The sequence below is a fragment of the Exiguobacterium sp. UBA6309 genome (assembly GCF_002439205.1).
Classification (GTDB): Bacteria; Bacillota; Bacilli; order Exiguobacteriales; family Exiguobacteriaceae; genus Exiguobacterium_A.
Genome location: NZ_DJTL01000038.1, coordinates 62,932 through 77,869, shown reverse-complemented (window position 1 = coordinate 77,869; position 14,938 = coordinate 62,932). Strand labels below are relative to the sequence as shown.

The 14,938-nt window shown below is 48.1% G+C and carries 16 protein-coding genes and 1 riboswitch; of the genes, 8 read left to right on the top strand and 8 right to left on the bottom strand.

The genetic code is table 11. The annotated features are described in order from the left end of the window. Positions 1-222 precede the first annotated feature (222 nt). Both B3M90_RS13580 and B3M90_RS13575 read left to right on the top strand, forming a co-directional pair. Positions 223-402, top strand: coding sequence for a hypothetical protein (locus B3M90_RS13580; protein WP_035410333.1), 180 nt, complete (start codon positions 223-225; stop codon positions 400-402). A 128-nt stretch (positions 403-530) separates the two neighbouring features. Further along, positions 531-3,281 carry an FN3 associated domain-containing protein gene (locus B3M90_RS13575; protein WP_290784477.1) on the top strand — a complete coding sequence of 917 codons (2,751 nt, stop codon included), beginning with the start codon at positions 531-533 and terminating at the stop codon, positions 3,279-3,281. A gap of 17 nt (positions 3,282-3,298) precedes the next feature. On the opposite strand, the gene B3M90_RS13570 is transcribed toward B3M90_RS13575, so the two are convergent. Continuing rightward, positions 3,299-3,655 (bottom strand): hypothetical protein, encoded by a 357-nt coding sequence (locus B3M90_RS13570; protein ID WP_035410328.1) that lies wholly within the window; start codon positions 3,653-3,655, stop codon positions 3,299-3,301. Here B3M90_RS13570 and B3M90_RS13565 point away from each other — a divergent pair. The 3 genes from B3M90_RS13565 to B3M90_RS13555 all read left to right on the top strand — a co-directional run bounded on the left by B3M90_RS13565 (position 3,636) and on the right by B3M90_RS13555 (position 5,470). After that, positions 3,636-3,917, top strand: a complete 282-nt coding sequence (locus B3M90_RS13565; RefSeq protein WP_290784475.1) for a hypothetical protein — start codon at positions 3,636-3,638, stop codon at positions 3,915-3,917. The two genes, B3M90_RS13570 and B3M90_RS13565, sit on opposite strands and share 20 nt — an antisense overlap. 88 nt (positions 3,918-4,005) lie before the next feature. Beyond that, entirely contained in the window at positions 4,006-4,884 is an 879-nt protein-coding gene (locus tag B3M90_RS13560; RefSeq protein ID WP_214852329.1) for a CAP domain-containing protein, read from the top strand. 88 nt (positions 4,885-4,972) lie between these two features. Then, positions 4,973-5,470 (top strand): GNAT family N-acetyltransferase, encoded by a 498-nt coding sequence (locus B3M90_RS13555; RefSeq protein ID WP_290784472.1) that lies wholly within the window; start codon positions 4,973-4,975, stop codon positions 5,468-5,470. A 60-nt stretch (positions 5,471-5,530) separates the two neighbouring features. On the opposite strand, the gene B3M90_RS13550 is transcribed toward B3M90_RS13555, so the two are convergent. The 4 genes from B3M90_RS13550 to B3M90_RS13535 all read right to left on the bottom strand — a co-directional run bounded on the left by B3M90_RS13550 (position 5,531) and on the right by B3M90_RS13535 (position 9,480). Next, a complete protein-coding gene (locus B3M90_RS13550; RefSeq protein ID WP_290784470.1) occupies positions 5,531-6,346 on the bottom strand; it encodes a MetQ/NlpA family ABC transporter substrate-binding protein in 816 nt (271 codons plus the stop codon). A gap of 27 nt (positions 6,347-6,373) precedes the next feature. Beyond that, a complete protein-coding gene (locus tag B3M90_RS13545) occupies positions 6,374-7,039 on the bottom strand; it encodes a methionine ABC transporter permease (protein ID WP_214852335.1) in 666 nt (221 codons plus the stop codon). Beyond that, positions 7,029-8,042, bottom strand: coding sequence for a methionine ABC transporter ATP-binding protein (locus B3M90_RS13540; protein WP_214852337.1), 1,014 nt, complete (start codon positions 8,040-8,042; stop codon positions 7,029-7,031). The genes B3M90_RS13545 and B3M90_RS13540 overlap by 11 nt, the downstream gene beginning before the upstream one ends. A gap of 83 nt (positions 8,043-8,125) precedes the next feature. Then, positions 8,126-8,230: riboswitch (SAM riboswitch) on the bottom strand. 62 nt (positions 8,231-8,292) lie between these two features. Next, positions 8,293-9,480, bottom strand: coding sequence for an aminotransferase class I/II-fold pyridoxal phosphate-dependent enzyme (locus B3M90_RS13535; RefSeq protein WP_290784468.1), 1,188 nt, complete (start codon positions 9,478-9,480; stop codon positions 8,293-8,295). A 148-nt stretch (positions 9,481-9,628) separates the two neighbouring features. On the opposite strand from B3M90_RS13535, the gene B3M90_RS13530 reads away from it, so the two are divergent. Next, positions 9,629-11,239 carry an alpha-glucosidase gene (locus B3M90_RS13530; protein ID WP_290756713.1) on the top strand — a complete coding sequence of 537 codons (1,611 nt, stop codon included), beginning with the start codon at positions 9,629-9,631 and terminating at the stop codon, positions 11,237-11,239. A 61-nt stretch (positions 11,240-11,300) separates the two neighbouring features. Here the strand turns inward: B3M90_RS13530 and B3M90_RS13525 are convergent, their stop codons facing one another. The 3 genes from B3M90_RS13525 to B3M90_RS13515 form a co-directional block, all read right to left on the bottom strand. Next, complete coding sequence (locus tag B3M90_RS13525) at positions 11,301-12,029, bottom strand: MBL fold metallo-hydrolase (RefSeq protein WP_214852343.1); 729 nt, start codon at positions 12,027-12,029, stop codon at positions 11,301-11,303. A gap of 126 nt (positions 12,030-12,155) precedes the next feature. Then, positions 12,156-12,962: an SMP-30/gluconolactonase/LRE family protein gene (locus tag B3M90_RS13520; RefSeq protein ID WP_290784465.1), complete on the bottom strand. Its 807-nt coding sequence runs from the start codon at positions 12,960-12,962 to the stop codon at positions 12,156-12,158. Between the two features lie 177 nt (positions 12,963-13,139). Continuing rightward, the gene (locus B3M90_RS13515; protein WP_214852345.1) at positions 13,140-13,403 is read right to left on the bottom strand and encodes a metal-sensitive transcriptional regulator; all 264 of its coding nucleotides are present in this window, start codon (positions 13,401-13,403) and stop codon (positions 13,140-13,142) included. Between the two features lie 226 nt (positions 13,404-13,629). On the opposite strand from B3M90_RS13515, the gene B3M90_RS13510 reads away from it, so the two are divergent. Together B3M90_RS13510 and B3M90_RS13505 are read left to right on the top strand one after the other, a co-directional pair. After that, a complete protein-coding gene (locus tag B3M90_RS13510; protein WP_029342596.1) occupies positions 13,630-14,193 on the top strand; it encodes an RNA polymerase sigma factor in 564 nt (187 codons plus the stop codon). After that, positions 14,174-14,911 carry an anti-sigma factor gene (locus B3M90_RS13505; protein ID WP_290784463.1) on the top strand — a complete coding sequence of 246 codons (738 nt, stop codon included), beginning with the start codon at positions 14,174-14,176 and terminating at the stop codon, positions 14,909-14,911. The genes B3M90_RS13510 and B3M90_RS13505 overlap by 20 nt, the downstream gene beginning before the upstream one ends. Positions 14,912-14,938 lie beyond the last annotated feature (27 nt).

The window sequence follows — 14,938 nt, the reverse complement described above, 5'->3', positions numbered from 1 at the left end:
ATGCGTCCGTTGCAGACGCATCACGATTCTTGCTAAAATGCTTGATTCAGCTGGCGCGGCCAAGGAGCCGTAACAACGAAAGAGAGGTAGGGCTTTCGTCGTTTCAGGTGTTTTGATCACCTGTAATCCTCGATTCTCATGACAACCAAAAACAACGACACGCTGATGAGGCGTTTTTTTTATGCCTTTTTTCGGGTAAAGCGGAAAGAAGGGGGTGACGACATGCCATGGAATGAGAACAACTATCCGGATTCATTCAAGAACTTTGATCCACCGCTTCGAAAAAAAGCGATTGAGATCGCGAACGCTTTGTTAGAAGAAGGGTATGAAGAGGGACGCGCTATTCCGATTGCGACATCACAAGCTGAAAAATGGTACGAAAGTCACAAAGACGAACAATAAAATATTGTAAGCGGTACCATTTCTTTCGTTTACGAAGGATGGTATCTTTTTTACGAAAAATATACACTCTTTTGAATATAATCTGATATTATAAAGAAGTGTCAGAAAATTCAATAGGGGGTCACATCATGAAATACGGCAGTACGTTTGGAAAGTGGGCATTGGCCGGAGTATTGACTGCAGGAATCCTTCCACAAGCGGGTCTTGTCGGGGCAGAAGGCGAAGGCGTCATCTTGTCTGAATACATAGAAGGAACAAGTAACAACAAGGCAATCGAGCTATACAATGGATCGGGGCAAATCATTGATTTAGCAGACTATACACTCGTTCAATACACGAACGGTGGACCATCTGAGTCCAAAATCACATTATCGGGGAAAGTAGATCCAGGTAAAACATTCGTTATCGCGAATGCAAGTGCGAATGCAGACATCAAAGCAAAAGCGCAAATGACGACGGGTTCGTTGAACTTCAACGGAAATGATCCAGTTGCATTAAAAAAGGGCGACGTCGTTCTTGATATCATCGGACCGATCGGTTCATCAGTTGATTTCGCAAAAGACACGACACTTGTTCGGAAATCAGGTGTTACATCAGGTGTTAAGACGTATGAACCATCACAGTGGACGAGCTTTCCTGTCGATACACTGACGAATCTCGGTAGCCATCAGACGGAAGCCGGCGATATTCTCGTTGCACCAACGGCTACTCCAGTCGGTGAGGTCGAGCGTGGGGATCAAGTGACACTGTCAGGTGAAGGAACGATTCATTATACAGTTGATGGTACGACACCGACTGTTGACAGTCCGGTTTACACATCACCGATTACGATCAATGACGAAGTGACGATTCAAGCGGTTGCTGTCAAGGATGGGAAAACGTCAGCTGTCTCGACATTCAAGTACTACATCGCACCACCAATCACTAAAATCAGCAGTATCCAAGGCGTCGCGCACACATCACCATACGCAGATCAACTCGTCCGGACGACGGGCGTCGTCACGTATGTCGTTGATGCGAACAACTTCTATATGCAGGATCCAAATCCGGATAACGACAGCCGGACATCAGAAGGTATTCTCGTCTACGCGAAAAACCACGGTGCTGCCGTTGGACAAAAGGTCGCGACGACAGGTTACGTCAAGGAATGGATCCTTGGCGGATACAGCGATAAATTCGATACGGATCTAGCCGTTACGGAAATCAGTACGGTCAATCTCGTAAAGGGTGCGCTCAACGAAGGGTTACCAGCGAGTATCGTCCTTGGTGATAAAGGCGTCTTGATTCCGACTCAAGTCGTCGATAACGATTCCTTCGCTCAGTTTGACCCGGAAGAAGATACGATCGATTTATACGAAAGCTTAGAAGGCATGCGTGTTGCTTTACCGAACGCGATCGTCACAGGACCACAAGCGAACCGGACGATCCCAGTTCGTACACAAACAGACGCAAACAAGGTCTATACGAAACGTGGCACACCGATTCTGACGAAGGACAACGTCAATCCGGAGCGCTTGTTCGTCGAGATGGGAAGTTCATCGTATCGTGCGAAAGCCGGAGACACATTCGATGGAACGATTGAGGGTGTCATGAGCTACAACTATTCGGCTTACAAAGTACTCGCAAAAGCAGCAGACCTTCCGAAACTCGTTACGAGCGAAGCGGAACGTCAACCGACGAACATCGAAACGGGTGAATCACGCCTGACTGTCGCTTCATACAATGTCGAGAACTTCGCGTCGACAGCGGATGCTGGAAAAGTTGATCGTGTCTCGGAAGGCATCGCGACATTCCTGAAGACACCAGACATCGTTGGTTTGACAGAGATGCAGGATAACGACGGCGCAACGGATAGCGGCACAGTCGACGCTTCGAAATCATTTGAGACATTGATCGCAGCGATCGAAGCAAAAACAGGTGTCCGGTATGCGTATACGGACATCGCACCAGAAGATAAAAAGGACGGCGGGCAACCAGGCGGAAATATCCGTGTCGGGTTCCTCTACAATCCAGCACGTGTATCACTCGCACCAGGAGAAAAAGGTGGAGCGACGGAAGCCGTGGCAGTTGAAAATGGCAAGCTGACGAAAAACCCGGGTCGCATTCAGCCGACGGATCCGAACTTCGCGAGTTCGCGGAAACCGCTCGTCGCGGAATTCCTCTTCAATGGTGATTCATATCATGTCATCGTCAACCACTTCAACTCAAAAGGTGGCGATGGAGCTGACTTCGGTAAAAACCAACCGGTCGTTCGTAAGAGTGAGGTCCAGCGTCATGCGATTGCGAACATCGTCCAAAACTTCGTCTCTGAATTGAAGACGGAAGTCAAAGATTCGAATGTCGTCGTTCTTGGTGACCTCAACGACTTCCAGTTCTCAGAAACGTTAGACATCCTGAAAGGGAAAAATCTCTGGAACACAGTCGATGATCTTCCGAAATCTGAGCGTTACTCATACGTCTACAACGGAAATGCGCAAGTGCTCGACCATATCTTAATTTCGAATAACTTGAAGTCGTATACATCGTCAGATATCGTCAACATCAACTCGGATTACATGGAAGCAGACGGTAGCGCGAGTGACCACGATCCAGCCATCATCTCGATTCAAGGTGCACAAACGGCAGTACCGGTCAAAGGAAAAGCAGAAGTCGGCATCTGGCGTGCTGTTCAAAAAGGGAAGCATATCTTCATTGAACGTAAATTGGGTCGCAACTGGGATAAAGCCAGTGAAACACACGCCAATCAACAAGGTGAATTGCTCGCACTTCGCGTGTCTCAAGGGCGTCCATATATTCAAGTGAAGACAATCAAAGGCAAAACGATCTGGCTTGAATTGTCGAACAAATACAAACTAGCTGAAACAACGAAATACCAATAAAATCAAAAAAAGCGGACTTAACGGTCCGCTTTTTTGCGTGCTGGGATAAAGAGTAAAAGAAGTGAGAGTGTACTGATCGAGAGTGTGGAAATTAAGGCAACGGGTAACGGGATGGCACGGAACATATACGTGAAGTGAATGATGATCAATAATAGAATGATAGCGAGACCAGGAATGAATTGTTTTGAGAGCAACATACCGGAACCTGGAACGAGTATTTCAAATCCAAGTCGTTGATTGAGACGAACATCTTCGTGGGCATTGGCTAAGCTAAAGGATACAGTCAAGGCGACAAGGATCATCCAGCCGGAGAATAAGTATTGTTGAATGGGTAAAAAGGCAATGGATTCATAAATGAAATACAGTAAAACCATAGGTCAGCTCCTTCATATCATTATGTTATTTGGAAAAGCATTGAAAGTTTGGCTTACGAATTTTAATGATACCGAGTCAAGATTAGGAGAGCAACCAAAATTCGCTGAGAATGAAATAAAAGAATGTTCACACATTTTAAGAAAAGGGGAATATACTTTAGTCTCTGTACTAAATGTTTTCAAGAATCGTTTAAAAGAAAGCATTTCACTAAAGGAAGAGCGTTCTCATGAAATGTGTCAGGTTTGTGGACGGAAGATGTGATTTAGACAAATGAGAGCCGATGACTGTTCGGGGGGAACAATTTCTTTTAAAATAAAGGTAATGAGATTAAAGGAGGCGAAACGACGACATGAAAAAATGGTTGATCATCGGAGTAGCAGCGGTAGCCTTTTTCGGCTACGAAAACATTCCAATGGAACAGGCAGAAGCCGATTACCCGAAAAGTGGCGGCAAGCTGATTGATCGATATAGCAGTGAGTATCCCGGATATGACTGGGAAGTCAGACGGACTTCAACGGAAGAATTCGTCGCCTTAACGAAGGATGGTAAGGACTACGGCAAATATCGTTTCAAAAACGGTGTGACGACACAAGGTGCAGTATTGAATAAGGATACGGAATCCTCCTTGAAGAAAAAGGGGTGGTCCGCAGTGAAGTCCTATCGTAAAGGCAACACAAACTACATGTTGAATCTGGACCATGCCGCCGTTTATGAGAAGAAAGGCAACTATGTGACGTACTTTTTCGATCAACATGACGGCAATAAAGTCAAAGCGACACTTGCGATTCCGAAAGACGTCGAAGCGAAGAAAAAAGGCTTCTACGGTACATCGTCAAATGCGCTACGGACGACGGATGAGAAACTGATGCTTCGCTTGATGAACTGGGAACGCGCTGATTATAAGTTGAATCCGTTAGCACCGTACACAGCATTGAAGCCGGTCACCCGTGGTCACAGCGAAAACATGGCGAAACATAATTTCTTCTCGCATACAGATCCACAAGGTCGTGATCCGTTCGACCGGATGAAACGCGGAGGAATCACGTTCAGCTATGCTGGCGAAAACCTCTCGATGGGGTATCCGAACGTCTTTGCGGCGCATTGGGGCCTAATGAATTCACAAGGACACCGAGAAAATATCTTGAAAAAAGAGTACAAGCAAGCCGATGTCGGTGTGGCATTTCGTGACAACGCACCGTACTTCACGATTAATTTCCGAACACCTTAAGTATGTAAAAAAGAGGATGACATTTCACGATGTCGTTCTCTTTTTCATGAGATTGTTTGTTTTATACTAAAGGCAGGAGGTGGGGCGATTGGAAATCCGTCGATTGAATCCAGAAGATGCAGTACTCTATAAAGCATTGCGATTAGAAGCATTACAGAATCATCCGGAAGCGTTCGGCTCCGATTATGAAGCAGAAAAAGATCGGCCGGTCGACCAGTATGCTACGCGGTTTCAGAGCGAACAAGCAGCGACGTTCGGTGCGTTTCATGAAGGAGAGCTCGTCGGTGTCGTCACCGTTGTCTGCTCCGAGCTGGACAAGATGCGACATCGAGCCAATTTATTTGCGATGTACGTCACTCCAAGCATCAGAAAACAGCAGGTCGGACGGCAATTGGTACAAGAGGCATTACGGGCATTAGAGGAACGTCCTTGGATCGAGCAGGTTCATCTCTCGGTCGTTCGGACGAATGAAGCCGCTAAAGCCTTGTATCGGTCGCTTGGATTCGAATCGTACGCGATTGAACCGCGGGCGTTGAAAATCGATGGTACCTATCATGATGAAGAACTCATGTGGTATCGGTTCTAACACAAAACGACCGAAATTCAATGAGAGATGATCTCTTTTGAATTTCGGTCGTTTTTAAAATCAGTTTGCCCAATTTGGTTTGCTGAAACCTTTGAATGATTTTTCGATGACTGTGTTGAATGCATCGGATTCGACAGCTGTCTTCAGGTCTTTCGCGACTTGTGAGTCTGCATCTTTCGTTTGGACAGCAATGAGGTTCCGGTATTGCTCGTCCATCGTCTCGAGTGCTAACGCATCGAGTAAATCGAATTTCGCAGCAAGCGCGAAGTTCCCTGGAACTGCTGAGACATCAACGCTTTCGATGGCACGTGGCAGTTGCGCTGCTTCAAGCGGCTTGATGACGAGTTTCTTCGGATTTTTGACGATATCTTTCTCTGAGACGGTCAGTGGATCGACATCTGGCTTCAGTTCGATCCAGCCTTGTTCTGCCAAGAGGTTCAACGCCCGCGCTTGGTTCGTCGGATCATTCGGCGTCGCGACTTCAGCGCCCGTCTTGACGTCGTCAAGTGTCTTCGCCGTCTTACTATATAGTCCCATCGGTGCCGTCGGAACGGTGATGAGTCCTTTTAGGTCGAGATTTTTTTCTTTAGAGAATGTCTTCAGGTAAATCGAGTGTTGGAATAAGTTAGCGTCGATATTGCCGCTACCGAGCGCGATGTTCGGTTGGATATAATCACTGAACTCGACGATTTCGACTTTGTAGCCTTTCTTTTCAAGTTGTGGTTGAATCGCTTGTTTGACCATATCGCTATAAGGACCGCTTGTCGCCCCGATCTTGATCGTCTTGTCTTTTTCATCAGCGCTGCTGTCTCCACATCCTGCGAGGACTCCTGCACCGAGTAAGGCTGTTGCTAAAAAGGCGTATCGTTTTTTCATGATTCCACTCTCCCTTTGTATGTATGATTAGCGTTTATCTGTTTTTCGCGCCAGTTGATTCCCAAGTGCTTGAATGCTCTGGACGATGACGATGAGGACGACGATCGTCACGATCATGATGAGATTATCATAGCGATAATAGCCGAAGCGGATCGCGAGGTCACCGACACCTCCGCCGCCGACGATCCCAGCCATCGCCGAGAAGCCGATCAAACTGATCGTCGTTAGCGTGATGCCCTGAATGATGCCAGGGAGTGCTTCTGGTAAAAGGATACTGACGATGATCCGTAATGGTTTCGCACCGCACGCTTCCGCTGCTTCGATCAAACCAGGTGGAATCTCACGCAGTGATGTTTCGACGAGTCGTGCGAGAAACGGAATCGCTGCGACACTGAGGCTGACGGATGCTGCTGTTGGACCAATCGTATTATCAAGCAAAAATTTCGTTAATGGAATGAGGGCAACAAGCAAGATGATGAACGGCAAGGACCGGACGATGTTGACGACGAAGTCAAGAACACGGCGGACGGCAAGGTTTTGAAAAAATAATCCGCGGTCGGTGACGAACAAGAGAATCCCGAGCGGAATTCCGACGACCAATGCGAAGGCAAGTGAAATTCCGACCATCCACGCCGTCTCACCGAGCGCCTTCAAGAGCTCAGGTAACATCGTTTGAATACGATCAAGCCACATCCTGAATCACCTCGAGTGTATGAAGTTCCGTCGCGAGCCAGTCGAGGGCAGGTGCGATTTGATCGGAGGATCCCGTCAAGCTGACGATTAGGACACCAAAAGCGACGTCTTGGATGTAATCGACTTTTCCGTGCAGGATGCTGACCGAGATATCGTATCGACGGATGGCTTCCGACAACGTACTTTCACCGGTCTTCTCGCCCGTGAACTGTAGGCGGATGATCTTTCCCGGTGTCGCTTGCAAGATGCGTTCCGGTAGCTCGATCTGGAGTGCCGTGTCGACGTAATGTTGTGTCACCGGATGTTTGGCTTGACTGAACAAATCGTATGTAGAGGCAACTTCGACGACTTCCCCTTGAGACATGACCGCGACACGATGGCAAATCTGTTTGACGACATCGATCTCATGCGTGATGAGGACGATCGTCAATCCGAGTCGTTCATTCAAATCTTTCAACAAATCTAAAATCTGCAGCGTCGTGACCGGATCAAGGGCAGAGGTCGCTTCGTCACATAACAAGACGGTTGGATCATTCGCGAGTGCCCGGGCAATCCCGACGCGCTGTTTCTGTCCGCCGCTCAACTGACTCGGGAAGTTCGTCTCGAATCCTTCGAGTCCGACGAGCGAGACGAGTTCACGGATCCGTTCCGGAAAATCTGCTCGTTTGACGCCGGCAGCCTTCAGTGCAAAAGCAATGTTATCTGCGACATTACGCGACTGGATCAATTGGAAATGCTGAAAGATCATTCCTGTCCGCAAGCGAAGTTGACGCAAATCTGCTTTTGACATCCCGCCGAGCGAGACACCGTCGACCTTTACCGTTCCTTGTGTCGGATGCTCGAGACCGTTGATCAGACGAAGCAACGTACTCTTACCGGCACCGGATTCACCGATGATCCCAAAGATTTCTCCTTTTTGAATCGTCAAATCGACATCTCGTAATGCAAAAATCGGGGTCCGGTCTCGGACGAACCGTTTCGTAATCTGTTTGAATTCAATCATCTGCTCATCTCCTCATACAAAAAAAGTCGCTTTTTCCTAGTAGCAGAGCAACCAGAAAAAGCGACGAAAGTGTAAGATTTCGTAACTTATCTCTCAGAATGAATCCATTCTGTAGGATGTGGCACCGTTCCTGATAGGTGGTTGCCGGACGTCGTTGGGCCTAATCCCTCGGTCGCTCTCGATAAGTAGTTATGCTGTTGGGATTTACTTTAACGGAAATGATTCCCATCTGTCAAATGTTTTTTCAGAATTATTCTGCAACAGGTGTCCGGAACAGGTTGAGCGTTCCAATTCGGTCGACGGCCTCCTCTAGCCGTTCGACGTCAGCAATTAAGCTGATCCGTACGTAGCCTTCGCCGTATTCGCCGAAGAATGATCCAGGGGTAACGGCGACGTGTGCTTCGTCAAGCAGATGATCCGTGAAGCTTTGGGACGTGTATCCTTCAGGCACCGGAAGCCAGACGAAGAAGGAACCGCCCGGTCGTGGTCCGCTCCAACCGATTGCATCGAGTTTAGCGAACAAGGCATTACGTCGTGTTTCGTATAAGCTACTTAACTCACGGACACATGTTTGGTCACTCGTCAGGGCAACGGTCGCTGCATGTTGGATCGGTGTGAAGGCACTGACGTAGAGATGTTCCTGATACGTCTCGATGCTTGAGATGACGGACGGATTTCCGATCGCGAAAGCGATTCGGAAGCCAGACATGTTGAAGCGTTTCGAGAGTGAGAACAACTCGATTCCGACCTCCTTCGCCCCTTCCGTCTGCAAGAAGCTTCGTGTGGGACCATCAAAGCTGATGCCGCCGTAGGCTAAATCATGGACGACACAAATATCATGGGCATCCGCGAAGGCAACGGTCTGTTCGAAGGCTTCTGCTGTCGCTGTCGCACCTGTCGGATTACTCGGGTAATTGAAGAACAACATCCGGGCGCGCTCGACATCTGTCGTATCAAGTAAATCGTAATCCGGCAGGAAGTTATTTTTCTCAAGCAATGGAAGTGTAATCGGGTAAGCACCAGCAAGTGCTGCTCCAGACAGGTAATCCGGGTACCCCGGATCCGGGACGATGACACCTTCTCCAGGATTGACGATCGTTTGTGGTAAGGCGACGATTCCGGCTTTACTACCGAGAAGAATTGCGACCTCGGTTGCCGGATCGATCGTGACGCCGAATTCGTTCGCATAAAAGCTCGCGACGGCTTGCTTTAGAAAATCATGTCCACGAAATGGTGGATATTGAAGGTTTGTTGGCTCATCGATCGCCTGTTTCAAGGCGTCGAGAATATGTACGGGCGTCGTTTGATCGGGTGTTCCTTGACCAAGGGTAATGACATCATGTCCGGCAGCTTTCACAGCACCGATCCGGTTCGCAAGTTCAGCGAAAACGGGAGCAGGAAGCCGATCGATGGCGATGGATGGAGCGAAATGTTTCATGGATGTGTGCCTCCTTCGTAGTATTGTCGTCAAGGATAACGAATATTCAGTCAAAAGAAAAGAACTTTTTTGAAATTCAAAAAAATCGTCCAATAAACAGGTACAGATATGTGGAGCGGGAATAGAGAGTAGGGAGAGGAGTGAGGAGATGAAGCGAGCTAGCTGGAAAGAAGCAGTCGTCTATCAAGTCTATTGGCGCAGTTTTAAGGATTCGAATGGGGACGGCATCGGTGATTTGCGAGGTGTCATCGACAAGCTAGATTACATCGCATCGCTTGGTGTCGATATCGTCTGGTTAAATCCATGTTACCGTTCTCCAGACATCGATAATGGCTATGATATTGCCGATTATTACACGATCATGGACAAGGCGGGGACGATGGGCGATCTACAAGAGTTGATCACAGCGGCTCATGCACGCGGCTTAAAGATAATTCTTGATTTGGTCGTCAATCATACGAGTGACCAGCATGACTGGTTCCGTCAGTCGCGGGACCGAATCCACGACAAGGATGATTGGTACATCTGGAAAGATGGAACGAAAGAGACGCCCCCGAACAATTGGCGGTCTTACTTTGCGCCGAGCCCGTGGACGTGGAGTGAAGAGCGCGAACAATATTATTTCCATTCCTTTGCGAAAGAACAACCGGACTTAAACTGGGAACAACCGGCTGTCCGGCAAGCGATCTACGACATGATGAACTGGTGGATCGCTCAAGGGATTGACGGTTTCCGGATGGACGTCATCAACTTGATCAAAAAACGTTCGCTTGAGGATGTCGTCAATCCGTTTAATCTATCGTATCTCGGGAATCAACCAGGTGTGCACGACTTCCTTCAGGAAATGCATGCGAACGTCCTTGCCGGGAAAGATTTGTTCACGGTCGGTGAGATTCCGTTCGTCGGTCCAGAAGACGGTCTGTTATATGTCAGTGAAGAACGTGAAGAACTTCGAACGCTGTTTCACTTCGAAATCGCGGACGACATGGAGGCAATGGACCTTTTACGATTCAAGGAAATTCAGAAACGATGGTATGACGTCTTATACCCATTAGGTGTCAATTCACAGTTTCTCAACAACCACGATCATACGCGACAAGTGACCCGCTTCGGCAGTGAACGATACCGAGTCGAGAGTGCGAAACTACTCGGTTTGATGTTGCATACATTACCTGGCATTCCATACGTGTATCAAGGAGAAGAGATTGGGATGACGGGGATTCGCTTCTCGGATCCGTCGCTCTATCAAGACGTCGCCTTTCAAAATCGATACGCGGAGCGCGTCGCTGGCGGCGAGGATCCGGAGGTCGTACTCTCGTCAATGCAGTTACTCGCACGCGATAACTCCCGCACGCCGATGCAGTGGGACGGTACGCACGCGGCAGGCTTTACGAGTGGGAAACCGTGGTTAGCGGTCAATCCGAATTACACGGACATCAATGTCGCGCAAGCAGAAGCCGATCCATCATCCGTCCTTGCCTTTTACCGAGCATTGATTCAGATGCGAAAGGATCATCCAATCATGGTCTATGGTACGTATCGCGACTTAGCTCTTCATGATCCGTATCTCTACATCTATGAGCGGGAACTAGAGGGAGAAGTGTGGCGGATCGTTCTCAACGTGCATGACGAACCGATGCAAACTGCCTTCGTTTTATCGCAAGATAAGTTGCTTGTGTCGAACTATCCAGATGTCTCGGATGAACTACGTCCTTATGAAGCACGTGTATATCGATATGCTGTTACAGAACAGAATTGAACTACTGGACGAAAAAACATCCGCGACGTGTCAGGAACGCGTACGGATGTTTTTTCGTGTGTTATTTGAAAGGTGACGATTTTTTCGTCTGTAAGACGTGCGTGAATCGATCGACGGCTTGGCGCATCTCGTAACTTGGTCCAAGGATGAGGGGACCATGTCCGACGGCAAGAATATCCGGAGACAGTTCCGTTAATTGATCAGCGGAGCGAAGAGCAACGTCTGGATCCCATGTCGCAAGTGCTGGGAACGGAAATTGCCAACGGACGTCACCGGAGACAGCGAGTCCCCCTTGTGTCTGAAAGGCATCTCCGGCGATCAGCATCCGACTACCTTCATGCCAAAGAGAAATCGAACCAGGTGTATGACCTGGCGAAGCGATGACGCTGAGGCTGCCGACTTGTTGACCACTTTCGAGCAATCGATCTGGACGTGTTTTGATGTTTTTCGGAATACCGCCTTTTAAAGGGGTCGTTTCGCCTTCGCGTAGCGTCTCGTCCCCACTGAGCAATGCGGCATCACGGTAACTGATGCAGACTTGAGCGAGAGGAAAGGCATTCGCAAGGAAATCGAGCGAGCCGACATGATCGGCATGTGCGTGTGTCAGGATAATTGCGCCGAGCGGTTTTTCTTGCTTTCGAATATAGTGATAAAGCGCCTTTGCGTTGATTCCGAGTCCGGCGTCAATCAATGTCAAACTGTCTGCTTCTTCAAACAGGTAGCAATTGACCGGGAAAAAGGATGGGGTCGTCTGCAATTGGTGTAAACGTTCGATGATCGTGACACGCATCGGCTTCACTCCTTCAAAAAGTAAATAGACTTCTTCTTTAGTATCGTCTGTTTTTGAATAGGCGTCTAGACGGATTATGTGTAAAAAGAGGCACCATCTATTACTAGATGATCCCTCCCTTGCTAATTATTCAAATGTCACCGCGAAGACAGCACCGGCATGTGGTGCATCATCTCCGTTGGCAGCTGTCGTGACGAGTAAGCGATCTTCGTAAAAAATCGGACATGTCGGATTCGAGACAGGGAAGTCGACATGATCCAGTTTTTCGCCCGTCGTGAGATTCCAACGTGTAATACATGATCCGGCGTAATGTGCGATCCAAGCATGACCTTCAGCATCCTTCGTCATACCATCCGGGAATCCTTCTTCCTCTTCGAGATCAGCGGCGACGCGTTTATTCGAAAGTGGGGCATCGGGAGCGTAGTCGAAGGCATAGACTTTTTTCGTTGGTGTATCGATATGATAGAGCGTCTTGCCATCTTCTGACCAGACGAGTCCATTGGAGTTCGTCAAGTCTTCGTGTAAAACATCGATGGAACCGTCATGACGCAGACGGAACAGCCCAGCTGTTTTACCGTCTTCTTCATTAATGCTACCAGCGACATATTGTCCGGTCGGATCGAGCTTGCCATCGTTCATCCGATCAGAATCCGGTAATGACAATTGATGTTCGAGAGACAGATGTCCTTCCTTGAGATCGAACGTGCCAAAGCCATGTGCTGATGTGACACGCAATAAGTCCGGAGCGTCCGTCAAGGCAATCGATGTAATAGCGCTTGGCAACGTATATGGTTTAAGTGCTTCTGTAACAAGATCATATGAAAAGAGCAGTTGATTCGGAATATCGACGAAATAAAAGCGTTTTGTTTTTGCGTCGTAAACAGGGGATTCACCTGTCTTGCAGGTGATATCAATGAATAGGGAAACGGTCATGAGTACTCTTCCTCCTAAGCGGACGGCTCTACATGCTGTCCAAGTAATAACAATTTAGTATACCTGTTTTGATACGCAATCAAACCTAAGTCAAGGTGTACACTCGCAACGACTTTGGGAAAAGAAACGTTAAAAAATAGCCTGCTTCCAAAGCAGACTATCGGTATGAACGTGACGTCAGCGGCTTTTCACCAATAGGTTGACCGCTTCCTTCACGAGTTCTTCTGTTTGTCCATCGCCATTTTGTTCTGCTTCCTTGACACAATCGATCAAATTCGAGCTAACGACGACGCCGATCGTCCGGTCAATCGCAGAACGGGCAGCGGAGAGCTGGGTGATGACATCGCGGCAATCTTGCCCTTCTTCCATCATCCGTAAAATACCTCGTAGCTGTCCTTCAATCCGACTAACACGGTTTTTCATCTTCCGATCATAATCCATCTTTATTCCTCCGATTCCCGTTGACCTGACGTCATGTAGTATCTTTATGCTATGCCCATTACGGTATCGCTGTCAATTCAGCAGAATTTTAAGCTATACTTTTCATAGAATGAGGGAATATGGATGTGGTGAAGTTTTTTACTTAGAAAATGGGTGAAATCGAAAACGATTTGGTGTCAGCTTGCGTATACTATATGATAGGGCTGACGTCAGAAGGAGGAGAAGGATGCACACTCAATCCGATGAATCGCTTTATCATCTGATGCGTAGCGGTGACGAGCAAGCTCTCGAGACATTATACGATAAGTACGAGAGGTTATTGTTTTCATTCGCCCATCGCTTTACGAATAATGACCGGTTGTCCGAAGAAGTCATACAGGAAGTATGGATGAAGATTTGGAACGGTCGTGTTGATTTTGATACACAAAAAGGAAAGTTTTCATCGTGGATTTTAACGATTACACGTAACGCGGCACTCGATTGTCTCCGTCGTGAAAAACGACAACCGACGATCGAAGTCGAAGAGCGGGATGGTGGATACGACGAGCCGGTCGAGCGGACGGTCATGCAGCGTGAAACGGCTGCTGAAGTACGCGGCGCGGTCAGTGAATTGAAGCCAGAACAGCAAGAGCTGATTGAACTCGTTTACTTCCAGGGGATGACGCAACAACAGATTTCAGAGCAGCTCGATTTACCTCTTGGAACGGTCAAGACGCGAATCAGGAGCGCGATTCAAGCATTACGAAAACGAATGGATGGGAGGGAACGAGATGGAAGAACGTTGTCATGACTTAATCGATTATTTTAATGGAACATTATCCGCAGCTGATCGCGACGCGTTCGAAGCGCATCTTTCGACGTGCGAAGAATGTCGTGAATCGCTTTTAGAAATGGAAGAACTCATGCTTCCCATCGCTGAATCGCTTCCGGAGCGACCCGTTCCTGCAGGTATGAAAGCACGAATTCTTGGAGAAGTCCTTGGTTCAGAAGAGGCAGCGTCTCCGAAGGAAGCACCGATGACTACTCCGGTAGACGTTAAACAAGCACGTCAGCAACAAACGAAGAAGAAGAGTGTGCCACTCGGTTGGTTGATGAGTATCGCCGCCGCCTTGATTCTCTCGCTTGGTGCGAATGCCTACTTCCTGTCACAGGAAGAGAGCACAGATACACCAGAGACGTTAGCCATGGATGAGATCAAAGGGATGGGGAACTTTGAAAGTACCGAGTCCATTAAAGGATCGAGCATGATTTTCACGCAAAACGATAAATCATATATGCTCGTTCAACTGAAAGATTTACCACCGCTTCAAAAAGGTCAGCTCTATCAATTGTGGACGCTCGAAGGAGAGACACCTACTGCGAACGGTGTCATCGAAAAAGATGGAGAGGCAGCAGCTGTCTTCCCGCTTAAAGGAGACGGAAAAGTTGATGCCGTCGCCATCACGGTCGAACCCGAACCGGATTTAGAAAAACCGACGGGTGAAATCGTCGCATCGGTAGCACTCTAAAAATGATGTTTAACGGATCCGTCTCGA